The sequence below is a fragment of the Nitratireductor sp. WH36-1 genome, from assembly GCF_058725515.1.
This window is the reverse complement of sequence record NZ_CM178970.1, coordinates 1,152,999-1,175,284: the sequence shown is the minus strand read 5'-3', so window position 1 is coordinate 1,175,284 and position 22,286 is coordinate 1,152,999. Positions and strand designations below refer to the sequence as shown.

The 22,286-nt window shown below is 64.1% G+C and carries 22 protein-coding genes; 8 read left to right on the top strand and 14 right to left on the bottom strand.

The features are described 5' to 3' along the window. Nucleotides 1-3: 3 nt before the first annotated feature. The 9 genes from AC4PTT_RS05585 to AC4PTT_RS05545 all read right to left on the bottom strand — a co-directional run bounded on the left by AC4PTT_RS05585 (nt 4) and on the right by AC4PTT_RS05545 (nt 9,463). A complete protein-coding gene (locus tag AC4PTT_RS05585; protein ID WP_492162261.1) occupies nt 4-699 on the bottom strand; it encodes a TRAP transporter small permease in 696 nt (231 codons plus the stop codon). Nucleotides 700-800: 101 nt separating this feature from the next. Next, nucleotides 801-1,796, bottom strand: coding sequence for a DctP family TRAP transporter solute-binding subunit (locus tag AC4PTT_RS05580; RefSeq protein WP_492162260.1), 996 nt, complete (start codon nt 1,794-1,796; stop codon nt 801-803). A 244-nt stretch (nt 1,797-2,040) separates the two neighbouring features. Continuing rightward, complete coding sequence (locus AC4PTT_RS05575; RefSeq protein ID WP_492162259.1) at nt 2,041-3,294, bottom strand: phenylacetate--CoA ligase family protein; 1,254 nt, start codon at nt 3,292-3,294, stop codon at nt 2,041-2,043. 28 nt (nt 3,295-3,322) lie between these two features. Next, on the bottom strand, nt 3,323-4,003 hold the full coding sequence (locus tag AC4PTT_RS05570; RefSeq protein WP_492162258.1) for a zinc metallopeptidase: 681 nt from the start codon (nt 4,001-4,003) through the stop codon (nt 3,323-3,325). A 31-nt stretch (nt 4,004-4,034) separates the two neighbouring features. Further along, nucleotides 4,035-4,418 carry an Omp10 family outer membrane lipoprotein gene (locus AC4PTT_RS05565; RefSeq protein ID WP_113152910.1) on the bottom strand — a complete coding sequence of 128 codons (384 nt, stop codon included), beginning with the start codon at nt 4,416-4,418 and terminating at the stop codon, nt 4,035-4,037. 143 nt (nt 4,419-4,561) lie between these two features. Continuing rightward, the gene (locus tag AC4PTT_RS05560; protein ID WP_492162257.1) at nt 4,562-6,007 is read right to left on the bottom strand and encodes a homospermidine synthase; all 1,446 of its coding nucleotides are present in this window, start codon (nt 6,005-6,007) and stop codon (nt 4,562-4,564) included. Nucleotides 6,008-6,101: 94 nt separating this feature from the next. After that, on the bottom strand, nt 6,102-6,386 hold the full coding sequence (locus AC4PTT_RS05555; RefSeq protein WP_206544169.1) for a YciI family protein: 285 nt from the start codon (nt 6,384-6,386) through the stop codon (nt 6,102-6,104). A 43-nt stretch (nt 6,387-6,429) separates the two neighbouring features. Then, nucleotides 6,430-7,584, bottom strand: a complete 1,155-nt coding sequence (locus tag AC4PTT_RS05550) for an aminodeoxychorismate synthase component I (RefSeq protein ID WP_492162256.1) — start codon at nt 7,582-7,584, stop codon at nt 6,430-6,432. 19 nt (nt 7,585-7,603) lie between these two features. After that, nucleotides 7,604-9,463, bottom strand: a complete 1,860-nt coding sequence (locus tag AC4PTT_RS05545) for a M3 family oligoendopeptidase (RefSeq protein WP_492162255.1) — start codon at nt 9,461-9,463, stop codon at nt 7,604-7,606. A 158-nt stretch (nt 9,464-9,621) separates the two neighbouring features. Here AC4PTT_RS05545 and AC4PTT_RS05540 point away from each other — a divergent pair, with 158 nt between their 5' ends. Then, nucleotides 9,622-11,136, top strand: coding sequence for a sigma-54-dependent transcriptional regulator (locus AC4PTT_RS05540; protein WP_492162254.1), 1,515 nt, complete (start codon nt 9,622-9,624; stop codon nt 11,134-11,136). Nucleotides 11,137-11,416: 280 nt separating this feature from the next. After that, nucleotides 11,417-13,138, top strand: a complete 1,722-nt coding sequence (gene mepK, locus AC4PTT_RS05535) for a peptidoglycan L,D-endopeptidase MepK (RefSeq protein ID WP_206544172.1) — start codon at nt 11,417-11,419, stop codon at nt 13,136-13,138. A gap of 76 nt (nt 13,139-13,214) precedes the next feature. Here mepK and AC4PTT_RS05530 read toward each other — a convergent pair whose 3' ends face one another. Then, the gene (locus AC4PTT_RS05530) at nt 13,215-13,853 is read right to left on the bottom strand and encodes a 2-dehydro-3-deoxy-phosphogluconate aldolase (RefSeq protein ID WP_206544334.1); all 639 of its coding nucleotides are present in this window, start codon (nt 13,851-13,853) and stop codon (nt 13,215-13,217) included. Between the two features lie 131 nt (nt 13,854-13,984). Continuing rightward, on the bottom strand, nt 13,985-14,881 hold the full coding sequence (locus tag AC4PTT_RS05525) for an N-acetylmuramidase domain-containing protein (protein WP_492162253.1): 897 nt from the start codon (nt 14,879-14,881) through the stop codon (nt 13,985-13,987). A 154-nt stretch (nt 14,882-15,035) separates the two neighbouring features. Between AC4PTT_RS05525 and trhO the strand changes: the two genes are divergently transcribed. Next, on the top strand, nt 15,036-15,986 hold the full coding sequence (gene trhO / locus AC4PTT_RS05520; protein ID WP_206553715.1) for an oxygen-dependent tRNA uridine(34) hydroxylase TrhO: 951 nt from the start codon (nt 15,036-15,038) through the stop codon (nt 15,984-15,986). A 93-nt stretch (nt 15,987-16,079) separates the two neighbouring features. Here the strand turns inward: trhO and AC4PTT_RS05515 are convergent, their stop codons facing one another. Next, complete coding sequence (locus AC4PTT_RS05515) at nt 16,080-16,253, bottom strand: hypothetical protein (protein WP_224873633.1); 174 nt, start codon at nt 16,251-16,253, stop codon at nt 16,080-16,082. Nucleotides 16,254-16,279: 26 nt separating this feature from the next. Further along, nucleotides 16,280-16,864 carry a TetR/AcrR family transcriptional regulator gene (locus AC4PTT_RS05510; protein WP_297561759.1) on the bottom strand — a complete coding sequence of 195 codons (585 nt, stop codon included), beginning with the start codon at nt 16,862-16,864 and terminating at the stop codon, nt 16,280-16,282. 74 nt (nt 16,865-16,938) lie between these two features. Between AC4PTT_RS05510 and AC4PTT_RS05505 the strand changes: the two genes are divergently transcribed. From AC4PTT_RS05505 to modC, 5 genes are all read left to right on the top strand, one after another. Further along, on the top strand, nt 16,939-17,709 hold the full coding sequence (locus AC4PTT_RS05505) for an HD domain-containing protein (RefSeq protein ID WP_492162252.1): 771 nt from the start codon (nt 16,939-16,941) through the stop codon (nt 17,707-17,709). 119 nt (nt 17,710-17,828) lie between these two features. Continuing rightward, on the top strand, nt 17,829-18,524 hold the full coding sequence (locus AC4PTT_RS05500) for a tellurite resistance TerB family protein (RefSeq protein ID WP_297564973.1): 696 nt from the start codon (nt 17,829-17,831) through the stop codon (nt 18,522-18,524). Nucleotides 18,525-19,121: 597 nt separating this feature from the next. Further along, the gene (modA, locus tag AC4PTT_RS05495) at nt 19,122-19,859 is read left to right on the top strand and encodes a molybdate ABC transporter substrate-binding protein (RefSeq protein WP_317088834.1); all 738 of its coding nucleotides are present in this window, start codon (nt 19,122-19,124) and stop codon (nt 19,857-19,859) included. 9 nt (nt 19,860-19,868) lie between these two features. Beyond that, nucleotides 19,869-20,552, top strand: coding sequence for a molybdate ABC transporter permease subunit (modB, locus tag AC4PTT_RS05490; RefSeq protein WP_206547808.1), 684 nt, complete (start codon nt 19,869-19,871; stop codon nt 20,550-20,552). Continuing rightward, nucleotides 20,549-21,670 carry a molybdenum ABC transporter ATP-binding protein gene (modC, locus tag AC4PTT_RS05485; RefSeq protein ID WP_297564389.1) on the top strand — a complete coding sequence of 374 codons (1,122 nt, stop codon included), beginning with the start codon at nt 20,549-20,551 and terminating at the stop codon, nt 21,668-21,670. Before modB ends, modC begins: the two co-directional genes overlap by 4 nt. On the opposite strand, the gene AC4PTT_RS05480 is transcribed toward modC, so the two are convergent. Continuing rightward, entirely contained in the window at nt 21,645-22,154 is a 510-nt protein-coding gene (locus AC4PTT_RS05480; RefSeq protein ID WP_206547810.1) for an OsmC family protein, read from the bottom strand. The two genes, modC and AC4PTT_RS05480, sit on opposite strands and share 26 nt — an antisense overlap. Between the last annotated feature and the right edge of the window lie 132 nt (nt 22,155-22,286).

Here is a 22,286-nt window from a genome sequence, read left to right as displayed (position 1 = left end):
CCGCTACTCCTTCAACGCGTCTTTGTTTTCGGCGACCAGATCCTCGGCCTCATGACCGGCAATGATCAGATCGCGCTCGCCACGGGCGATGCTCACCACGCCCTGCAGCGCACGAAAAGCGAGCAGCGCAAGCCCGACCGGCAGCATCAGATAGGCCACCCAGCGCTGCACACGGTCCTGCAGGCCAAAGGCCTCCTGCATCCACAGGGGATAGCGCAGATCATCGAGGCCGGTGCCCCGGTCGAACATGAATTTCCAGTAGCCGATGGCCCCGGTCTGCCGCCAGTTGGTGGAGACATCCGCGCCGACCAGCGTCATCCAGCCCGCATAGAGCAGGATGAAGGCATAGAGGGAGACACACACCGCCCCGAAGATCGCCGCCAGCTTGAAGAGCCGCGACGGCATCATGCGGATAAAGGCGTCGACCCCCAGATGGATGCCGTTCTTCACGCCATAGCTCATGCCGAAAAGGATCATCCAGGCAAACAGGATGCGCGTGAATTCCAGCGCACCGCCCCAGCCACTGTTGAAGCCGTAACGCGCGATCACCTGCGTGAACGAAACGAATGTGATGGCTGCCAGAAGAATGGCGAGAATGTTTTCCTCAAACCGCCCCACCGCATCGGGATAACGCCGTTCCAGTACGAACAGCACAATCACGAGGGCGACGAGTCCGAGCGCCGGCCACAAGAGCGCCATGTTTTCCTCCCGAAAACACCTGCCACAAGACCGCCCGCTGAAAGCGGACGGCCCTGCAAGGCGCGGCGAGGGGAAACGCCGCGCCGGGATTGGTTATGGGATCAGGAGCCGCTGGAAGCAGCAGACTCGATCAGCTCCGCGCCGATGTCGCCTTCGAACTGCGTCCATACCGGCTTCATGGTCTCAACCCATACGGCGCGCTGCTCGGGCGTGAGCTCGCGGATCGTGCCGCCTGCATCCAGAATGTTCTGGCGGCAGGTCGCTTCCTGCTCGGCAACATTGTTGTTCGCCGTCGTGGTCACCTCTTCCACGATGGCCACGAACTGATCGCGCACCGCCGGATCGAGACTCTCAAGCCATTCGGTCGAGGTCACGAGAAGATAGGCAAGGAGCTGGTGGTTGGTCTGGGAGATGCCGTCCTGCACCTCGAAGAATTTTTGGGTGTAGATGTTGCACCAGCTGTTTTCCTGGCCGTCCACAACGCCCGTCTGCAACGCGCCATAGACTTCCTTGAAGGCAAGCTTCTGCGCCGATGCGCCCATCGCCTCGATCATCGCGACCGCCACATCCGAGGTCTGCACGCGGAATTTCAGCCCCGCCGCATCCTTCGGTTCCAGCAACGGCTTGCCAGCCGAAAACTGCTTGAGGCCCGAAGACCAGAAACCGAGGCCCTCATAGCCCTCGTCTTCCATGACCTTCAAAAGCCCGTGCCCTTCCTCGGAGCCGATGAAGCTGTTCACCGCATCCAGTGTGGGGAACAGGAACGGAAGGTCAAACAGGCGGTATTTCAGCGTGTAGGCCTCGAATTTCGCAAGCGAGGGGGCAGCGAGCTGCACATCGCCCAGAAGCAGGGCTTCCATCACCTTGTCATCGTCGTAAAGCGTCGAGTTCGGGAACACTTCCATACAGGCGGTTCCGTTCATCTCCTCATTCACGCGCTCGGCAAGAAGCGTCGCTGCATCGCCCTTGGGGTGGCCCTTGTCGGCAACCACATGGCTGAACTTGATGACCATTTCGCCATCGTCACACTGGGCCTGGGCCTGCGTGGCTAAAGCGGTCAGGGCAAGCGCCGACACGGCGCCAATCAGAAATCGCATGAGTGTCTCCTCCACTGTGCACGCCCCGTCATGCGCGTCATACGCGACGGGTCATCCAATGCGGCCTTTGTGAGCCGCTTCATTCTTGTTCTGGGGCGCTACCTTATTCTTGGGCGCTACCTTGTTCTTGGGCATTGCACGAAAGGCACACGCCATCCGAGCACCGCTATAATTGTATCCTGTGATACGGGTGCCCCGAAATCAAGCGAGAGGAGGAGCCCTCAATGGGTTTCGCTCTTATGCTTTAGTCTGAGTAGTCGCGTTCGTCGGCGATCACCTTGCCGTCGCGCGGCAGGCTTCCGGGCTCCGCCAGATGCACCTGTCCGCCAACCTTGGTCACCTCGCGCAGCGTCGCCTCAATGGCGGCTGCGTCCGGCTCAGCGCCCGCATGCGCCTCCACATGCAGGGCCATCGCATCGCTTGCGCCATCGCGCGTCACCACCAGCCGCGCCCGTTCAACCGCGCCATGCCGGCGGATGAGCTCCGCGATCTGCTTCGGGTCGATGAACATGCCCTTGACCTTGGTGCGCTGGTCGGCGCGCCCCATCCAGCCCCTGATGCGCATGTTTGTGCGCCCGCAGGGGCTTTCCCCCGGCATGATCGCGGAGAGATCGCCAGTGCCCAGCCGCACAAGCGGATAGGCAGGATTGAGCGATGTGACCACCACCTCCCCGACCTCGCCTTCCGGCACCGGATCGTCAGTGCCCGGCCGCACGATCTCCACGATCAGATTCTCGTTCAAGACCATGCCCGGCAGCGGCGCACCGTCCTGCCCGGAGGTTTCATATGCGATCACGCCGAACTCCGCCGTCGCATAGCATTGCAGCACCGAAATGCCGCGCGCGCGATAGGCTTCCCGCATGGAGGGAAACAGCGCACCACCGGAAACAAGGCCGATGCGGATGGATGAGAGGTCCCTGCCATCCCTGTCCGCGCGCTCCAGCATGATCTGCAGAAAGTCGGGTGTTCCCGCATAGACGTCGGGCCGAAACGCCTCTGCCGCCTCCACCTGCATGTCGGTGTTGCCGGTACCGGCGGGAAACACCGCACAGCCCAGCGCCCGCGCGCCCGTGTCGAGCACGAAGCCGCCCGGCGTCATGTGATAGGCAAAGGCGTTGTGCACGCGCGCGCCCGGCCGCACACCGGCTGCAAAGAAAGCGCGGGCCGCCTGCCAGGGATCGGCCCCGGCCCCCTGAATTTCCCAGATTGGCCCCGGCGACATGAACACCCGCGCGCCCTCCAGCGCATCGGGGTCGACAAACCCGCCAAAGGGCGGGTTCTTCTTCTGTCGTTCCAGAAGCTCCGGCTTGCGCAGCACCGGCAGGCCGGCAAGAGCCTGTCGGTCCACGATTTTTGAGAGATCATGGCCGGAGAGCCATTCCGCAAGGCCATCAGCTTTGCCAACAGCGTCGCTCAGAAAGCGCGGCAGGCGTGAAAACAGATCATGCTCGCGCTCCGCCGGATCGCGGATTTCCAGCGCATCGAAATGCGGTGACATGGCTCCTCCCCCATGGGTTTTGGCCATGTTATCGCAACAATCGCACCCAGCGGGCAAGATCGACCAAGGTAATGAGTGCCGCCGCCAGATAGGTCAGCGCCGCTGCCTTCAGCACCGAGCGCACGGCCGGCATATCCGTCTCGGAGACATAGGCCCCCTTCTCCAGAACCGGCAGCGCCTTACCGAAACTGGCGTCCAGCTCGACCGGCAGCGTGGCGAGCGTCACCAGAACGCGCACCGACAGAAGCCCCACCCCAACTGCGAGAAGTGCCACCAGCGCCATGGGCGTGCGGGCCAGAATGGCGAGAAAAGGCGCAGCGATGAAGAAGATGCCCGCCGCCCTGTCCGTCACCATGGCAAAGCGCGCCAGCCCCTGCCACGCCCTGAAGGAACGCTCGCCATTTGCGTGCTGAACGGCGTGCGAAACCTCATGCGCGGCAACGGCCACCGCCGTCAGCGAACGCCCGGAATAGACATTTTCGGAAAGACGGACCGCCCGCGCCTGCGGGTCGTAATGGTCGCCCCGGTCACTGGTTTCGACGGGGACATCCGGCAGCGAGAAACGGTCGAGCAGATGGCGGGCAAGCTCCCCGCCGGTTCCGGGAATGTCCGGTCGGTCATGCCCGTGCTTTGCCAGCGTGTGCCGCACCCAGAATTGCGGCAACACGATCACGGCAAGCAGAAGAAGGGCGAGGACGGCAAACAGCATGTGTCGCGGCTCGTCCCCGCCCCTTCAAGGTTCAGGAAACGCCGGAAGCGCGGTTGAGAACGAAGTTCGTTCCGTTGGCCAGCGTGCAGTTCATCCGGTCGCTTGAGGCCAGAAGGCATGTGGCTGCCGTCTGCTGCTGGCTCTTCAGCGAATAGAAGGAAAGCTCGATGGTCTGCCCGCCACGGTGCGAGTAAGACCCCTCGGTCAGCACTTCACCGGTCTGGATCGAGCGGGAGCTGAAGCGTCCGCCCTGCAGGGTCGAAACGGCCACGCCGTCGGTGCCCATCCACTGCCCTTCGACGCCGGTCTGCCGCGCCATGCGCGGGCCGCCGCCGCTGCCCATGTCGGTCTGACAACCAGCCACCGCCAGTGCAGCCGCCACCGCTCCAAGCGTCAGAATATTACGTGTTCTCATAGCCTTGGCCTCCTGTCGCCAACCGGTCCCTGCCGGTCGCGCACCGTCTTTTCATCAGGCCCGGCCCCCGGCGGGGACCGAACTATACCCGTTTCAATTGCCCGATTTTGCCGGCATTGCAAGCGCAGCGCGCCGCCTGGCGTTCAGCGCACGAGAATGTTGCGGAACTGCCACGGGTCGGATTCGTCCAGATCCTCCGGGAAGAGGCCCGGCCTCCCCTCAAGCGGCGTCCAGTCGGTGTAGTAGCCCTTCACCGGCCCGAGATAAGGCAGCTGAACTTCGAGACAGCGGCGGTAATCCACCTCGTCGGCCTCGACGATGCCGGCTTCCGGGTTCTCCAGCGCCCACACCATGCCTGCGAGCACGGCGGAGGTCACCTGCAGTCCCGTCGCGTTCTGGTAGGGCGCGAGCCTGCGGGCCTCTTCCAGCGTCAGCTGCGAGCCGAACCAGTAGGCGTTCTTGTCATGGCCGTAGAGCAGCACGCCCAGCTCGTCCATGCCGTCGACCAGCTCGTTCTCATCCAGCACATGCTGCTCGGGCTGCGCCTTGCCTTCCGCACCGAACATCTCGTGTAATGAAAGCACGGCGTCGTTGCAGGGGTGATAGGCGTAATTGCAGGTCGGGCGGTAGACCAGCTTGCCCTTCTTGTCGCGCACAGTGAAGAAATCCGCGATGGAGATCGATTCATTGTGCGTGACGAGGAAACCGTATTGCGGGCCGGGCGTCGGGCACCAGCTGCGCACGCGCGTGTTCGCGCCCGGCTGCTCCAGGAAGATGGCTGCCTTGTTGCCCTTCTTCTGCTTGCGTGCGTTTTTCGGCTTCCATTTCTCATGCGTGCCCCAGCCCAGCTCTGCCGGCTGCAGACCTTCAGCCACGAAACCTTCCACCGACCAGGTGTTCCAGAACACATTCATGGGCTTCGGGTTCTTCGCGCGCTGGGTGTCGCGCTCGGCGATGTGAATGCCCTTCACACCGCATTTCTTCATCAGCTTCGCCCAGCCCTCGCGGTCATCGAAAGCGGGCTCTTCGAACTTCAGTCCAAGATCGCCGGCAAGGTTCACAAGCCCCTGCTTCACGAACCACGAGACCATGCCCGGATTGGCCCCGCAGGTGGAAACCGCCGTGGTTCCGCCCGGGTTTTTGGTCTTTTCCCGCCGCACCGTCTCGCGCAGCGCATAATTGGTGCGCGAGGCGTTGTCGGCCTTGTCGTCGAAATAGAAGCCAAGCCACGGCTCGACCACCGTGTCGACATAGAGCACGCCGAGCTTGCGGCAGAGCTTCATCAGGTCGAGCGAGGACGTGTCCACCGAGAGGTTGACGCAAAAGCCCTGCCCTTCGCCCTCGGTCAGAAGCGGCTTGAGCAGCTCCCTGTAATTGTCTGCCGTGACATGCGCCTGCACGTAGCGGATGCCGCGGTCGTCCAGCAGCTTGCGGTCGGTATCGACCGGGTCGATCACCACCATGCGCGTCTTGTCGAATTTGAAATGGCGCTCGATCAGCGGCAGCGTGCCGCGCCCGATAGAACCGAACCCGATCATCACGATCGGTCCGGTGATTTCACCATGGATGGGCCAGTCGTTAGCAGCCATTGCGCGCCTCTCCGAAACAGAATGTCTGAATTTCCAAAACATATAAGCCTGTCATAATAAAGAGCAAAAACGGTTCTGGTTCAGACAGGCTTTGTTATTCCTTAAGAGCATCCAGCCTGTCGACCGTGCGCGAGATGGCGCATTCGATGATCTCGAATTCGGCAACCCCGTGCACCGCGAAGGGATCTTCCGCAAGACACGCTTCCAGCGCCGCGCGCTCGCCCCGCGCCAGGATCACCCCGCCGGTGCGCGGCACCTTGCGCCCGGAGGCAATGAAAATGCCGTCTGCATAGCAGCGGTCCAGCCACGCCATATGACCGGCCATATGCGGCTCGACCTCTTCGACCGGAACCACATAGCGCAGCGAAACAATGAACATGCCCTGATCTCCAATAACAATTCCAGGAAAAGCGGGAACCGCTCTAATTCTCGATTTTCGCGAAGCGCGCCTTCACGAGCGCTTCCTCATATTCACCCCGGGCAGTGGAATCGAACACGACCCCGCCGCCCACATTGTAGATCGCAGACCCGTCTTCAAAGAGCGAAACCGTTCGGATCGCCACGTTGAACCGCATCGTGCCATCGGGCGCGACCCAGCCGACCGAGCCGCAATAGGCCCCGCGCGGCCCCGCCTCCAGCGCATGCAGGATTTCCATGGCGCGTATCTTGGGTGCGCCCGTCACCGAGCCGCAGGGAAAAAGCGCCGCAAAGATCTCGCGCAGCCCCGTTCCCGGCGTCAGCCGCGCCCGAACCCGGCTCACCATCTGGTGCACCGTCTGATAGGTCTCCACATGGAACAGCTCCGGCACGTCCAGCGTGCCCACCTCGCTGATGCGCGAAATGTCGTTGCGCAGCAGGTCGACGATCATCCGGTTTTCGGCCTGGTTCTTCGGATCGTTGCGCAGAAAATCCTTCAGCGCCGCATCCTCGTCCGGCGTCTCGCCACGCGGCGCGGTTCCCTTCATCGGCATGGTCTCGATCCAGCCATCGCGCGAAACCTGAAAAAACAGTTCCGGCGAGCGCGAAACGATGACCGGCCAGCCAAGATCCAAAAGCGCCGCATAACGCACGGGCTGGCGCGCGCCGAGCGCATCGAACAGCGCCGCCGGTTCCCCCTCCCAGCGCGCATGGACCGGAAAGGTCAGGTTCGCCTGATAGCAGTCGCCTGCGCGCAGATGCGCATGCAGTCGCTCAAAACGCGGAGCGTAATCCCCGAAGGTCCAGAGCGGCTGCGCATCGCCAAGCGCGGCATCGCGCACATCGAGCACCGGCCGCACCGCGCGTTCTTCCGGCGCATCAAACACGCCGAAACACAAAAGCGGCCCCCGCCGCCCCGCTTGCTGCAGCCCTTCCGGCAGGAGGGGTTTCAGCTTCGGCTCCAGCAGATACCCGGCCTCGTAGGCCATGTATCCGGCAAGCCAGAACCCGTCGCGCCGCGCCTTCTCGGCGCGGGCGAGCATGTCGTCAAATGACGGGCCGTCCCATGCGATCAGAACATCGCGCGGGCGGGAGAAGAAAAGCTCCCGCCCGGCCATGTCGTCTCGAAAAAGAGCCTGCCCCCGAAGGTCCGTCAGCATCGGGTCGAACGCGCCCGGTTCAGCCGTCGAGCGTCTCGAGCTCGTCGATCAGCCCCTCGATGACCGAAAGCCCCTTACTCCAGAAGTCCGGATCGCTCGCATCAAGACCGAACGGCGCAAGAAGCTCGGAATGATGCTTCGTGCCGCCTGCCTCGAGCATGGCGAAATACTTCTCCTGAAAGCCCTCCGGCGCCTGTTGGTAGACCGCAAAGAGCGAGTTCACCAGGCAATCGCCGAACGCATAGGCATAGACGTAGAAAGGCGAATGGATGAAGTGCGGGACATAGGCCCAGAAGGTCTCGTATCCCTCGCGCAGCTTCACCGAAGAGCCAAGGCACTCGTTCTGTGCCTCAAGCCACAGCTCGCCGATCTGCTCGGAGGTCAGCTCGCCATCGCTGCGCCGCCTGGAGTGCACCTTGCGCTCGAACTCGTAGAAGGCGATCTGGCGGACAACCGTGTTCAGCATGTCCTCCACCTTCTGCGCCAGCATCGCCTTGCGCTCGCGCTTTTCGGTGGTCCGGTCAAGCAGCGAACGGAAGGTCAGCATCTCGCCGAACACGGAGGCCGTCTCGGCCAGCGTCAGCGTCGTCGGCGCCATCAGCGCGCCCTGCTTTGCCGCCAGCACCTGATGGATGCCATGGCCCATCTCATGCGCCAGCGTCATCACATCGCGCGGCTTGCCCAGATAGTTCAGGAGCAGATAGGGATGCGCGGAAGGCACGGTCGGATGGGCAAACGCCCCCGGCGACTTGCCCGGACGCACCGGCGCATCGATCCAGTTGCGGTCGAAGAAGCGCCCGGCGATCTCCGCCATGCGCGGATCGAACGCCGCATAGGCGTCGAGCACGGTCTTCTGCGCTTCCTCCCAGCCGATCACCGCCTGCGGGGTTTCCGGCAGCGGCGCATTGCGGTCCCAGTGGTTCAGAACCTCCATGCCCAGCCATTTCGCCTTCATGGCGTAATAGCGGTGCGACAGTTTCGGATAGGCCGTGCGCACGGCTTCGGCCAGCGCGTCGACAACCGGGCGTTCAACGCGGTTTGCCAGGTGGCGGGAGTCGGCAATGTCCTCGAAACCGCGCCAGCGGTCGGAGATTTCCTTGTCCTTGGCGAGCGTGTTGGTGATCAGCGTGAAGGTGCGCAGGTTTTTGCCAAACGTCTCCGCCAGCGCTTCGGCTGCCCTGCGGCGTTTCTCGCCATCGGCGTCCTGCAACAGGTTGAGCGTCTGCTCCAGCGCCAGTTCCTCGCCATCGACCGTGAAGCGAAGCCCCGTCAGCGTCTCGTCAAAGAGACGGTTCCAGGCACCGCGCCCGGTGACCGACTTTTCATGGAAAAGCTGCTCGATCCGGTCTTCCAGCTCATAGGGCTTGTCGCGGCGAATATCGAGCACCCAGGGCCGGTAATGAGCCAGCCGGGCATCCGCCTCAAGCGCTGCCTCAATGGCCGCATCGTCAATCTTGTTGAGCTCCAGCGTGAAGAAGATCAGATGCGCGCTCGCATCGGTCAGCTTCTCCTGCACGTCGCCATAAAGCTTTGCGCGCTTCGGGTCGGAGGTGTCGCCTGCATAGAGAAGCCCCGCATAGGACACGATGCGCCCCATGAGTTCCTCAAGCCCCTCATAGGCCTCCACGGCCTCGCCCAGCCGGCTCTCCGCGCCCTTGGCCACCTCGTCGGCGAGCTTGCCCTTCCAGGCCCTCTCAAAACCGGCAGCCTCTGCCGCTGCGCGGTCCAGATCGCGCTTCAGCTCAGGCGACTCGATTGCGGGATAAAGATCCGTCAGATCCCATTCTGGCAGCTTGCCGAATTCCGAAGCGGCCCTGTCAGCCACAATTGCCGCATCCGTTGCCGCAGGGCGCGCGACCCTGCCAGTGTACTTGGCCATGTAATCCTCGTTCTGCCGAATTCGGTCATTTCTCCGCGACGACGAAAGGTTTCGTTCACCGGGATTCTTGAACCCTTGTTTAGAAGCCTATGCCATTTTGATCCAGCCCGTGCGCGGAAAGCGCGCTCGATACTCTAACGCCATTGCATAAATGCGACATGTCGGAAGCCGTTCTCATAGTCGATGATGACCCGGTCCAGCGCCGCCTCCTTCAGGCTGCGGTGGAGAAACTCGGGCACACGGCGCTGCTTGCCGAGAACGGACGCGAAGCGCTTGGCGTTCTGGAGCGCACCGAACAGACCCCGCGCACCATCGTTCTCGATCTCATGATGCCAGAGATGGGCGGGCTTGAAATGCTCGAACACCTCAATGGCGACGGAACAGACATTCCCGTCATCGTCCAGACATCGCGCGGCAGCATCGACACGGCTGTCGAAGCCATGCGCGCCGGCGCGTTCGACTTCATCGTCAAGCCCGTTGCCCCTGCGCGCCTTGGCGCCGCCATCGGCAATGCGCTCAAGGTCCGCGCGATGGAGACGCGCCAGCGCAGGAGCCAGAAGCCCGCCGAAACCGCCTCTTTCGAAGCCCTCGTCACCAACAGCCCCTCCATGGCGCGCGTCATGAAGCTGGGAGAGAAGGCCGCCGCGAGCGACATCCCGGTTCTCATCGAAGGTGAATCCGGCGTAGGCAAGGAGCTGATCGCCCGCGCCATTCAGGCAGCAAGCGCCCGCCGCCGCAAACCTTTCGTCACCGTCAATTGTGGCGCGATCCCCGACACGCTGGTGGAGAGCATCCTGTTCGGTCACGACAAGGGCGCGTTCACCGGCGCAACCGAAAAGCGCGCCGGCAAATTTGCCGAGGCCGACACCGGCACCCTGTTTCTCGATGAGATCGGCGATCTGCCGCTCGACGTTCAAGTCAAGCTTCTGCGCGCGGTGCAGGAAGGCGAGATCGATCCGGTCGGCGGACGCGGCACGCGCAAGGTGGACATCCGCCTCGTCTCGGCCACCAATCAGAACCTTATCGAGCGCGTGAAGGAGGGCCGCTTCCGCGAAGACCTCTTCTACCGCCTCAACGTCTTCCCGATCATGGTTCCGCCGCTGCGCGACCGCAAGGAAGACATACCGCTTCTCGTGCAGGCCTTCATCGCCCGCTTTGCAGACAGTGCGGCAAGCCGCGTCACCGGCATTGCGCGCCCGGCCCTTGCGCTTCTGGAACGCTATGACTGGCCCGGCAATATCCGCCAGCTCGAAAACGCGGTCTTCCGCGCCGTGGTGCTTTGCGAGACCGGCGTCCTCGATGTCGCCGACTTCCCACAGATCCGTGCGCAGGTGGAAGGGATCGACCCCTATGAGGCGCAGTTCGAGGCTGTCACCGCCTCACCCGCACAGGAAGCGCTGGCCCCCGAGCACCGCCAAGGGACAACGGGCGGGACAGCAGCAACGCCGGCAGAGCGGGTTCAGAAGGGTTTCATCAAGGCGCTGGACGGTCACAATGAGATCCGTCCGCTGGAAGAGATCGAGAACAACATGATCCGGCTCGCCATCGAACATTATGGCGGCCAGATGAGCGAAGTAGCGCGCCGTCTCGGCATTGGTCGCTCGACATTATACCGCAAGCTCAAGGATCTCGGGATCGATCCGACCGGGCGCACACGCCCGAATGAAGACTGAGGCCAATAGAGCACAGTCCACGCATTAACCTGGCGTTTACCCTGCGGCGCGTCGTCACGCTTCGCCACGATATCGCCATCGTCTTTGCGCATTCCTACTTTAATAAGATGGAATTAACCATTAAATCGAATACTCGTAAGGTGGGAAGATAGAGTTCCGGGCCAAAGGCTCGGGGGACAAACACCAGCCTGTAAGGCCACGGACCTTGAGACAGAACGACGTTCACGCACCTGTATGGCGCTTGGCTTCACTCGCACGCGTGAGGTTCCTCGCCGGATTGATGCTCGCAGCCAGCGCGCTTTTGGCAGCAGCGCCTGCCGCGCACGCTGAAACGCGCACGCTGAAGCTCTACTTCATCCATACCAAGGAGCGCGCGGAAATCACCTACAAGCGCAACGGACGCTACATCCAGAGCGGCCTGAAGCAGGTGAACCGTTTCCTGCGCGACTGGCGTCGCAACGAACCAACCAACATGGATCCGCAGGTTCTCGACCTGCTCTGGGAGACCTACCGCGCCGCCGGTGCCCGCGATTACATCCATGTCGTGTCCGCCTATCGTTCGCCGCAGACCAACGCCATGCTCCGCAGCCGCTCCAGCGGCGTCGCGAAAAAGAGCCAGCACATGCTCGGCAAGGCGATCGACTTCTACATTCCCGGCGTGAAGCTCTCCACCTTGCGCAATTCCGCCCTGAAGTTTCAGGCCGGCGGCGTCGGCTATTACCCGCGTTCCGGCTCGCCCTTCATCCATATCGATGTCGGCGGCGTGCGCCACTGGCCGCGCATGAGCCGCAAGGAGCTTCTCGCCGTGTTCCCGAGCGGCAACACGATCCACGTGCCGACCGACGGCAAACCGCTCCCCGGCTACAAGCAGGCGCTCGCCTCCTATGAAGCGCGCAAGCGCAAGGGCAGCACCATTCAGGTCGCCCGCGACACCGGCAGCAAGAGCAATAGCGGCGGTGGACGCGGTCTTCTCGCCACGCTGTTCGGCGGCGGCGCCGACGAGGAAGAGGATAACGCAGAAACCACAACGGTTGCTGCGCGTCAGCCGGCAGCCCGCCGCGCGCCTGCCCCGGCAGCCGCACCTGAGCCGCAGCCCGAAACGCCGGGCACGATCCTTGCCGCCCTGCCCCAGCGCAGCGTTCCCACGCCGCGCGCCGCACCGCGCCCTGCCGCCGAAGTTGGCCAGCAACCCCTGCCCTTCGAGGTAAAGCCGGTTGAGGAAGCGCCGACCATTGAGGAGGCAACGCCGCAGGATGCAGGCACTGCCGTTCTGGTCGCAGCTAACATTCCGACGCCCACGCAGCGTCCGGAATACGCGCCTGAAACCTCGACGCAGGAAGCGCTTGCACAGATCGCCGCTGCAGAACCCCAGGCCTCCGACGCCATTGCCGGCGTGCTGGCCGATGCCGCGCAGGAAGAAGAACCGATCACCACGGCCGCCTACATGCCGCTGCCGTCCAGCCGTCCGGCTCAGGCTCTTGCGCCGTCCGACGAGTTCACCCTCGCCGCACAGCCCCAGCCGCGCCCGCAGCCCGCAGCAGTCACCGCGCCTGAGAGCGACTTTGCGCTCAAGGTAGATGAGCAGGCTGCCGTCACGGTTGCCGCGGCTCCGGCACAGCCTGAACGTGGCCAGCCGGTCTCCGCATCGCCGCGTCAGGCGCTTCTGGCCCGTGCGGACCAGCAGGCTGCCCCGCGCCCGGAAATCCGTTCGCGCAGCACGCGCAAATCGGCCAAGCCCGGCCCCAACGACATCGCACCGGGCGCACAGCCCGTCGTCGTTGCGGCAACCGGCGAAGCGCCGATCCGCGCACTCAGCCGCAACTCCATGCTGAACGAAGCCGTAAAGCCGACACAGCCGCCGGCATTCGACAGCGAGTTCGTCCGGTCGCCTGAAACCGTCTACACGACCGGGTTCCAGCAGGACGTGACCGTCGCCGACGCCACGCGCTTCACCGGCAAGGCCGTGAACTTCATCTCCATGGCCCGGTTCCGCACCAACTGACGAACCGAAAACAGACATAAAAAAAAGCGGGGCCAGGCCCCGCTTTTTTTGTGCGTTGGTTTTCGCGAAAAGGCATTCAGTTCTTGAGGCCACTTGCCTCACGCGCCAGCGCTTCGATGGCGTCCCAGTCACCTGCGTCAATCGCCTTGTCAGGCGCAACCCAGGAGCCGCCCACGCAGATCACGTTGGGCAGCGAAAGATAGTCACCCACATTCTTCGGCGACACACCGCCCGTCGGGCAGAAGCGGATGGAAGCCAGCGGGGACGAAAGCGCCTTCAGGAAGGGCGCACCGCCTGCCTGTTCGGCCGGGAAGAACTTCAACAGGCTGTAGCCTTCCTCACGCGCAGCCATCACCTCGCTCGGCGTCGCCGCGCCCGGCAGGAAAGGCACCTCGGACATGGAGGCCGCATCAAGCAGCTCCTGCGTGATGCCGGGGCTCACAATGAACCGAGCGCCCGCCGCCACTGCATAGGAGAAGTCCTTCGAGGTCAGGATCGTGCCCGCACCGACAATCGCCTCCGGCACTTCCTCGCAGACGAGACGGATCGCATCGATGGCGTCCGGCGTGCGCAGCGTGATCTCGATGGCGGGAAGCCCGCCCTTCACCAGCGCGCGGGCCAGCGGCACGGCATCTGCCAGACGGTCGATCTTCAGAACCGGAATGACCGGCTGCCCTTCAAGGATCGCCAGCAATACGTCGTTCTTCTTCTGCATGGCAGCGTTCATGTGCACACCTCTCCTCAAGGCCTGTCCGTTTTGTGCGAAACCGCACTTTTAAAACGGTTCAATACATCGATTTCGCCGCCCATGAACACTTTTCTTCCGAAACTGGCAAGCCGCAACGCTCAAAACGCCCGTGGCAAATCGCGCCAGAGGCGCAAAACAAACGCTTTTGCGCGCGTGAAAAGCCCGGTGAGCGGCAGGCTCCGACGAAGCGCCGCACGCGTCACCGGCCCCGCGATGCCATCCACCCTGATACCCGCCTCCGCCTGAAACCGCTTCAGCGCCTCTTCGGTGCGCCGCCCGAAAACGCCATCCGCCTCCACCGGATAGCCGTGCGCCGAAAGCATGGTCTGCACGCTTTCCACCGCCTCTCCCCGCGCACCCATTTTCAGCAGACCGTCGGCAGCCGGCCTTCCTTCGACACGCTCCCCGGCATGGAGGCGATAGGCCTGCGCCAGCTTCCGGTCATAGCGGTTTCGCCGGTAGCCCGGCCCGTTATAGCCATGCGCGAACCGCGCCCAGTCATGCGCGGCAAGCGGCTCCTTCAGCCCGGCCTTTTCGATGTAACGCAGCATCAGACGCATCTGCCCGGCAAGGCCGTCACGCGCCTCGGCCACCAACGCCTCCACATCGGCAAAGCCGAGCCAACTCCAGTGCGCGCCCATCACCTGCCCCACGCCCCACGACACCGACTCATACGCCGCCTTGCGGTCGATGCGCGCCGCCTCCTTCAAAAGCGCCCAGCGCGCCGCCTGGCTGCGTGGATTGGCAATCGCACCCGCCTCGGGCGAAGCCAGTCCCGCCGCCCGCGCCGCCGCCTGCTTCGCACCGGAAAGCCGACGGTCGAAATAATGCCCCTCAAACCGGATCGGCGGCTCCGCCCTGCCGCGCACCATCGCCGACACCTGCCCGCCGCTTTCCACCTGCGCCACCGCCAGAAGCAGCGCTGGCTCCAGCCCCGCCGCCAGCGCCGCAATCCTGATTTCACCGATCTCCGCGTCCGAAAACATCGCGCTCATCCCTCTCCGTTTTCGGGAATTATCGACCCGCCCCCGCAACCGGGGAGAAAACGCGCTTCAGGAAAACCCGCGCAAACCCGCATCCGCCCCGTCAAACCGAGGAAAACGCGGCTTTTTCTTGCAAGCTGAAAAGGAGAAGCGTAGGAGACCGCGCATGATTTCATCCTCGCCAGACCAGACGTTCCGCGTCGCCGCTCTTTATCGTTTCGCCGCCCTGCCGGATTATGAGGCGCTGCGTCCGCAGCTTGCCGCCTTCTGCGAGAAGAACGGCATTCGCGGCACGCTTCTGCTGGCCGCCGAGGGCATCAACGGCACCGTTGCCGGCAAGCCCGAAGCCATCGACGCGCTGATCACTCATCTGGAAACGATCCCCGCCCTCAAGGGCATCGAGGTCAAATACAGCACGGCCTCCGAAATGCCCTTCCACCGCATGAAGGTGCGGCTGAAGAAGGAGATCGTCACCATGGGCGTGCCCGAGGTCGATCCCGTCAATCAGGTCGGCGCCTATGTGGAGCCTGCCGACTGGAACGCGCTGATCGCCGATCCCGACACGCTGGTCGTCGACACCCGCAACGCCTACGAAACAGCCATCGGCACGTTCTCGCGCGCCGAGGATCCGGAAACGGAAACCTTCCGCGACTTCCCCGCCTGGGCCGAGCGCAACCTCAATCGCCTCAAGGGCCGCAAGGTCGCGATGTTCTGCACCGGCGGCATACGCTGCGAAAAGGCCACCGCCTATATGAAGCTGATCGGCGTCGATGATGTCTATCACCTCAAGGGCGGCATCCTGAAATATCTGGAAGAGGTTCCGGCCGAAGAAAGCCTGTGGGAAGGCGAGTGCTTCGTGTTCGACGAACGCGTCTCGGTGCGCCACGGTCTCGAAGAGGGCGACGCCACGCTCTGCCGCGCCTGCCGGCATCCGCTGACGCCTGAGGAGCGCGCCTCCCCGCTGTTTCAGGAAGGCGTTTCCTGCCCGCATTGCGCCGAAACCCGCAGCGAAGCAGACCGCGCCCGCTATGCCGAGCGCCAGCGCCAGGTGGAACTGGCCGAAAAACGCGGCGAGAGCTTCCCCATCGGCGCACCGTCAGAGAAGCACAAAGCCTAAAGCAATTCCAGGAAAAGCGGGACCGGTTTTCCTGGAATTGCGCAAAACCAATGATTTAGAGCGTTTTCGCGATTCCTGGAAAAGCGGATTGCTCTAGACCGCTGCGGCCAGATCCTCGAGTATCGCGTCCGCATGGCTCCACAGAATGGCGCTGCCCTCGCCTTCAAGCCGGTGCAGCGTGCTGTTGACGAAACGGCCATCCAGCGTCGCGCCGAAGTCCGGCGAATGCACCGGGCTCGTATCGGCAAGGCCGAACCACAGCGCCACCCGATGCGCGAAATGTCAAAGCTCGATCACAGGGCCTGACGCAATGCCGCAGCCACGCCGGCGCGCGCAAAGCGCTTCAGCGCCGTCTCGTCAACACCCGCACGGGCCTGAACGGCAATGCCGATCAGAACCGACACCATCAGCTGCGCAAGCCCCGCCACTTCACCGTCAGCCGCTTCCCGCGCAATCCGCGCCGTAAGCTGCGCCTCGATCCCGCGGATCGTGTCCGCCAGCACGGCTGCGATCTCCTCATCGGCCGGCGCTTCCGCCGTCGCCGTGCACAGAACCAGACAGCCCGGCGCAGCACCCTCGCCATAAAAGCCGACCGCCGCGTCGAAGAACCCCGTCAGCGCATCGCCCAGAGGCCCCTCGCGCTCCAGCGCCGGCGAGACCGCCCGTTCCATCCGCCGCCGGTAATCTTCAAGGGCGGCCAGATACATGGCCTTCTTGTTGCCGAACGCGGCGAAAAGGCTGGGCCGGTTCATCCCCGCCGCCCGCGCGATCTCGTCCAGCGAGGCAGCGGCATAGCCGCGCAGGCGAAACGCTTCTGCAATGGCCATCAGCGCCGCTTCGCGGTCATAGGCAGGCGGACGTCCTCGGCGTGCAATCATTTTGTACCATCTTGCATAAAATTCATCTCCGTGCATTTTTATGCGAAACAGTACAAATATCAAGGCACATCACAATGACCCAATCCAAACATCCCGGAAATGCAGCCATGGGCACACTCGCCTGGGGCCACGGAACGGATGGAACACTGAGCGGCGGCGAAAAAATCCGCCTCATCGGCAATCTCGCCTTTGTGCAGGTGCAGCAGGCACTCGACACGGTGCGCCACCGCCTCGGCCTCCTCACCCCGGCTCCGGTCTCGCTCGACGCGCTGATGCCGCCGCAGACCGCGCTGGTCGAAGATGCGCTTCAGCTCGCCACGGAGACCCATCGCGATGCGCTGCTTTTCCATAGCTGGCGCACCTATCTGTTCGGCGCGTTGATCGCGGCCCATGAGCGCCTCGACCACGATCCCGCCCTGTTCTTCGCCGCCGCCATCCTGCACGATATCGGCCTGACCGAGCGCCACGAGCCGTCACTCTGCACGCGCTGTTTTGCGCTCAGCGGCGGCGAGCGGGCGCGCGATCATCTCTGCACGAAGGGACATGGCGGCGAGATCGGCCGGAAGGTCGGTGACGCCATCGCGCTCCATCTCAACGGATGGGTGTCCGCCCGCGCCCATGGCGCGGAGGCGCATCTGGTGTCGCGCGGCGCGGTCTGCGATCTTTTCGGCGCTGGCCGCCACCGCATCGCACCTGCCTCGCTCGCAAAGGTCCTGGAGCGTTTCCCGCGCGACGGCGTGATCGAAGCCCTCCGGTTCGAAACCGCCGAACACAGAAAGGGCACCCGCCCCGCCATCATGACCGGGCTGTCAGGCGGCAAGGCTCCTGCCGAACCCTTCGGATGACATTGGACTTTCGTCGTCCCATGCCGGTTGCAGCGCCCTGCAACATTGCAATGCCGCAAATGCCTTCCTACCTTTTCGCCAACGCTACGGCGCGACAGGCGCGAAACGAGGAGATGCGGATGTTTGATCCAAAGAAGCTGCTGAACGACCTTCTGGGCTCACAGGTGCCCGGAACGCAGGGAACCGTGCGCGACAAGGCGGGCCAGGCGGTTCAGCTCGCCAAGGACAATCCGCTTGCAACCGGCGCCATCGCGGCTGTCCTTCTGGGCACCAGCACGGGGCGTTCCGTCACCGGCAGCGCGCTCAAGCTCGGCGGCATCGCCGCCGTGGCCGGCATCGCCTACAAGGCCTATCAGAACTATCAGTCCGGCAAGGAGCCTACCGAGGCTGCGAAAGAAGGCGAGCTTCTGCCGCCGCCGGAAGACACCAGCTTCAACCCCGCCCAGGCCCCGCAGGGCGAGGGCGAATTCGCGCTGGCGCTGGTGCGCGCCATGATCGCCGCCGCCCGCGCCGACGGTCATATCGATGAAAGCGAGCGCGCCAAGATCGCCGACAAGCTCAAGCTTTCCGGCATCGACAGCGAAGAGGAAGCCTTCCTCATGCGTGAGCTGGAGCGCCCGGTCGATCTCGATGCGCTGGTCGAGGCCGCACAGACCGACGCCCAGAAGATCGAACTCTACACGGCTTCGCGCCTCACCATCGAACCGAAGACCCGCGCCGAGCGCGGCTATCTCGACATGCTCGCCGGCCGCCTGCGCCTGCCCGACCCGCTTGTCGACCACATCGAGGCAACCGTCTCCGAAGCAACGGCCTGACCGTTTCTCGACTGTCCGGTCATGATCTTCCAGTCATGGCCACCCCGACGAAAAGCCGACCTCAACGTCAATGCCCCCTTCTCCCCGCCTGCGGGGAGAAGGTGAGGATGAGGGGCAAGCACCGGCATCGCCGCAGCCCCCGCGTTCCAGTCAGCACAAAGCCACAAACATTCCCGCACGCCCCTCATCCCCCTGCCGGGACCTTCTCCCCGCAAACGGGGAGAAGGAAGCTGCGCAACGGCCCCGCCTAAAGCCCAAAGGCCGCACACCGCCAAACGACCCGGCCCCGGCGTCGAGGCCCCCTTCTCCCCGCATGCGGGGAGAAGGTGAGGATGAGGGGCGGGCACCGGCATTCGCGAAACACACACCCCGTCACCAGGCGCGCCACCACACCACCCCCATCCCCAGAGCTTTGCCCATCCTCCCTTGACCCCGCCGTCACCGCCCTCCTAATATCCAAACCGGGCAGCGCGTGATGGCTGCCTCTGTCCCAAGGTTCGGGCGGCATTCGGGGCGCGAATGTCCAGACCTGACCACCATGCATTCCCGTTGACCGGAGCGCGGCACCCGTCCGCGCCAATGACCTATGGTGGTTCCATGTTCAAACGTGCTCTTGTGAGCCTCGCCCTCCTCGCTTCTCTTTCCACGGCGGCCACCGCCGAAAAACTCACCGTCTTCGCCGCTGCCAGCATGAAGGACGCCATTGAGCGCGCCGCAGGCGAATATCAGGCAGCCGGTGGCGACGAAGTGGTCGTCTCCTTTGCCTCCAGCTCCGTTCTCGCCCGCCAGATCGAGGCCGGTGCGCCGGCGGATGTCTACATCTCCGCAAACACCGACTGGATGGCGTATCTGGTCGAGCGCGATCTGGTCCGCGCCGACAGCGAGACCATCATCGCCGGCAACAATCTCGTCATCGCAGCCGCTGAGGGCACGGAGCCAGTCGAGAGCCCCGACGCCCTGCTTGACGAGCGCTTCGCCATGGGCGATCCGAGCCATGTGCCCGCCGGCAAATATGCCCGCACGGCGCTCGAAAACCTCGATCTCTGGAAAGACGTCGAGAAGAACGCCGTGTTCGGTGAAAACGTCCGCGTGGCGCTGGAGCTCGCCAGCCGTGGCGAGGTCAAAGCGGCCATCGTCTACGGATCGGACCAGAAAGCCGCCGGCGATCTGGTGCGGGCCTATGTCTTCCCGGCAGACAGCCATGCGCCGATCCTCTACCCCGCCGCCGCCACGAAGGATGGAGCCGAAAGCGCCGAAGCCTTCCTCGCCTTCCTGAAAAGCGAGGCCGGTCGCGCGATCTTCACCGATCTCGGTTTTTCCGAAGCTACGGAATAGACTGCCGACATGGGCGAGACCGAACTTTCGATCATACTCCTGTCCGCGAGGGTGGCGTTTACCGCCATCCTCTGCGCGCTCGTTCCGGCCTTTGCGGTCGCCTGGCTTCTGGCCCGCAAGCAGTTCCCCGGAAAGGGCGTCGTTCAGGCGCTGGTCACCCTGCCGCTCGTGCTGCCGCCGGTCGTCACCGGCTACGGCCTGTTGATCCTGTTCGGCTCCAAAGGGCCGCTTGGCCAGCTCTTTGAAAACCTGTTCGGCATCAGCTTCGCCTTCCGCTGGACGGGCGCGGCGCTCGCCGCCGGCGTCATGGCGTTTCCGCTCCTCGTGCGGCCCATCCGCCTGTCGCTCGAAGCCATGGATCAGGGCTTTGGCGAGGCCGCGCGCACGCTCGGCGCATCGCGTCTCACCGTATTCTTCACCGTCACCCTGCCGCTCGCCCTTCCGGGCGTCATAGCAGGCGCCGTTCTCGGCTTCGCCAAGGCGCTTGGCGAGTTCGGGGCGACGATCACCTTCGTCTCAAACATTCCCGGTGAAACACAGACCCTGTCGCTCGCCATCTATGCGCTGCTGCAATCGCCATCGGGCGATGCCGCCGCCCTTCGCCTGATCGCAATCGCCGTCGCCCTGGCGCTCGCCGCCATCGTCGCGTCCGAATATCTGGCCCGCAGGCTCACCGCCGGAGGACGCGCATGAGCACTCTACACGTAGACATCAGGGGCCGCGCCGGCAGCTTCGAGATCGAAACCGCCTTTCAGGCCGGCGCAGGCGTCACCGCGCTGTTCGGGCCATCCGGCGCGGGCAAATCGACCCTGCTCAAGATGATCGCCGGCACGGCACGGCCGCAGTCGGGACGCATCGTGGCTGGCGGGCGCACGCTGTTCGATTCGGCCACCGGCACGAACCTCCCGCCGGAAAAGCGCGGCATCGGCTTCGTCTTTCAGGACGCCCGCCTCTTCCCGCATCTCTCGGTGCGCAGAAACCTCACCTATGCCCGCTGGGCCGGTCGCCGTCCGGCATCCCGCGCCTTCGATGAAGTGGTGGCCCTGCTTGGCCTTGAAGACCGGCTCGACGCTGCACCCGCCACGCTTTCAGGCGGCGAGCGCCAGCGCGTCGCCATTGGCCGGGCGCTGCTTGCCGACCCCGCGCTGCTTCTCATGGACGAGCCGCTCTCCTCGCTCGACAAGGCGCGGCGCAACGAGATCCTGCCCTATCTGGAAGCGATCCGCACCGAGGCCGGCATTCCCATCCTCTATGTGAGCCACGAAACTTCGGAGGTCGCGCGTCTGGCCGACACGGTGGTGCTGATCGAAAACGGACGCGTTTCCGACAGCGGCCCCGCCGCCGCCATCCTCGCCCGCCTCGGCCTTGCCGCCGGCGGCGATCCCGACGAGGCCGGCGTCATCCTTGAAGGCCGCATCACGGATGTTGACCCCGCTTACCACACCGCCGTCATCGCGCTTGATGACGACCGCATCGAGCTGACCGGAAACGGGTTTGCACCCGGCATGACGGTGCGATTGCGCGTGCGGGCGGGCGATGTCGCCATCGCCAATGCGCCCCATGACGGGCTGTCGATCCGCAACCAGCTTCCCGCAATTGTCGAGGAGATTCGCCGTGACGGCGCGTTCGCCACCGTTGCGCTCGGCTTTGGCGGGCAGCAGCTTCTGGCCCGCATCACGGCGAAGTCGGCGGATGCACTCGGCCTTCAGCCGGGCAGCCGGGTCCACGCCCTGCTCAAGGCCGTTTCCGTCGAGATGGCGCGCATCGAAAGCCCACGCGGCGGGCTCACATCCGCGTCATCGCCACGCTGAGCGAAGGGCCTTTCGCAATCGTCTGGTAGACCACGCAGTAGCGCTCGGTGAGCTTCAACAGCTGATCGAGCTGCTCCTGCGATGCATCCGTGTCGAGATCGAAGGACAGCCGGATTTCCGCAAAACCCACCGGCGTATCCTTCACCACGCCCAGCGTGCCGCGAAAGTCGAGATCGCCCTCGGCTGAAACCACGCCCGCCCGGAGCGGTATCTCCAGCGCCGTGGCCACGGCCTTCAGCGTCACGCCCGCGCAGGCGACCAGCGCCTCCAGAAGCATGTCGCCGGAGCACAGCTCCAGCCCCGTTCCGCCCGTCGCCGGATGCAGTCCGGCAATGGCGATCGCACGGCCGGTCTCCACCTTGCAGGCAATGTTCTGATCGTCGAGCGCGCCCCTGGCGTGAAGCGTGATGAGGGCTGCGCCCGGCTCACCGCGATAGCGGTCCTTGATCGGCGCCTGAATGGCGCGCAGTTCTGCAGCGTCCATGGCATACACCTCCTTCGAGCCCACCGGGCTCGCCATCAAACCCCAGAATAGCACCATAAGCACGCGCCCGCGAACTTACGGTTTGCCACCCAAGTTTCACTTGCATCACCTTCAAGCCGGTGGAAACATGCC

Bases quoted from the DNA above. Each gene is read 5' to 3' on its own strand.
- AC4PTT_RS05560 (WP_492162257.1), bottom strand. From the start codon at position 6,007: ATGGCTGCTAACGACTGGCCCATCCATGGTGAAATCACCGGACCGATC.
- mepK (WP_206544172.1), top strand. From the start codon at position 11,417: ATGCTCGCAGCCAGCGCGCTTTTGGCAGCAGCGCCTGCCGCGCACGCT.
- AC4PTT_RS05500 (WP_297564973.1), top strand. From the start codon at position 17,829: ATGTTTGATCCAAAGAAGCTGCTGAACGACCTTCTGGGCTCACAGGTG.
- AC4PTT_RS05555 (WP_206544169.1), bottom strand. From the start codon at position 6,386: ATGTTCATTGTTTCGCTGCGCTATGTGGTTCCGGTCGAAGAGGTCGAG.
- trhO (WP_206553715.1), top strand. From the start codon at position 15,036: ATGATTTCATCCTCGCCAGACCAGACGTTCCGCGTCGCCGCTCTTTAT.
- AC4PTT_RS05570 (WP_492162258.1), bottom strand. From the start codon at position 4,003: ATGCTGTTTGCCGTCCTCGCCCTTCTTCTGCTTGCCGTGATCGTGTTG.
- AC4PTT_RS05585 (WP_492162261.1), bottom strand. From the start codon at position 699: ATGGCGCTCTTGTGGCCGGCGCTCGGACTCGTCGCCCTCGTGATTGTG.
- AC4PTT_RS05525 (WP_492162253.1), bottom strand. From the start codon at position 14,881: ATGAGCGCGATGTTTTCGGACGCGGAGATCGGTGAAATCAGGATTGCG.
- AC4PTT_RS05580 (WP_492162260.1), bottom strand. From the start codon at position 1,796: ATGCGATTTCTGATTGGCGCCGTGTCGGCGCTTGCCCTGACCGCTTTA.
- modA (WP_317088834.1), top strand. From the start codon at position 19,122: ATGTTCAAACGTGCTCTTGTGAGCCTCGCCCTCCTCGCTTCTCTTTCC.
- AC4PTT_RS05540 (WP_492162254.1), top strand. From the start codon at position 9,622: ATGTCGGAAGCCGTTCTCATAGTCGATGATGACCCGGTCCAGCGCCGC.
- AC4PTT_RS05550 (WP_492162256.1), bottom strand. From the start codon at position 7,584: ATGCTGACGGACCTTCGGGGGCAGGCTCTTTTTCGAGACGACATGGCC.
- AC4PTT_RS05505 (WP_492162252.1), top strand. From the start codon at position 16,939: ATGACCCAATCCAAACATCCCGGAAATGCAGCCATGGGCACACTCGCC.
- AC4PTT_RS05480 (WP_206547810.1), bottom strand. From the start codon at position 22,154: ATGGACGCTGCAGAACTGCGCGCCATTCAGGCGCCGATCAAGGACCGC.
- AC4PTT_RS05575 (WP_492162259.1), bottom strand. From the start codon at position 3,294: ATGTCACCGCATTTCGATGCGCTGGAAATCCGCGATCCGGCGGAGCGC.
- AC4PTT_RS05545 (WP_492162255.1), bottom strand. From the start codon at position 9,463: ATGGCCAAGTACACTGGCAGGGTCGCGCGCCCTGCGGCAACGGATGCG.
- AC4PTT_RS05530 (WP_206544334.1), bottom strand. From the start codon at position 13,853: ATGCAGAAGAAGAACGACGTATTGCTGGCGATCCTTGAAGGGCAGCCG.
- AC4PTT_RS05510 (WP_297561759.1), bottom strand. From the start codon at position 16,864: ATGATTGCACGCCGAGGACGTCCGCCTGCCTATGACCGCGAAGCGGCG.
- modB (WP_206547808.1), top strand. From the start codon at position 19,869: ATGGGCGAGACCGAACTTTCGATCATACTCCTGTCCGCGAGGGTGGCG.
- modC (WP_297564389.1), top strand. From the start codon at position 20,549: ATGAGCACTCTACACGTAGACATCAGGGGCCGCGCCGGCAGCTTCGAG.
- AC4PTT_RS05565 (WP_113152910.1), bottom strand. From the start codon at position 4,418: ATGAGAACACGTAATATTCTGACGCTTGGAGCGGTGGCGGCTGCACTG.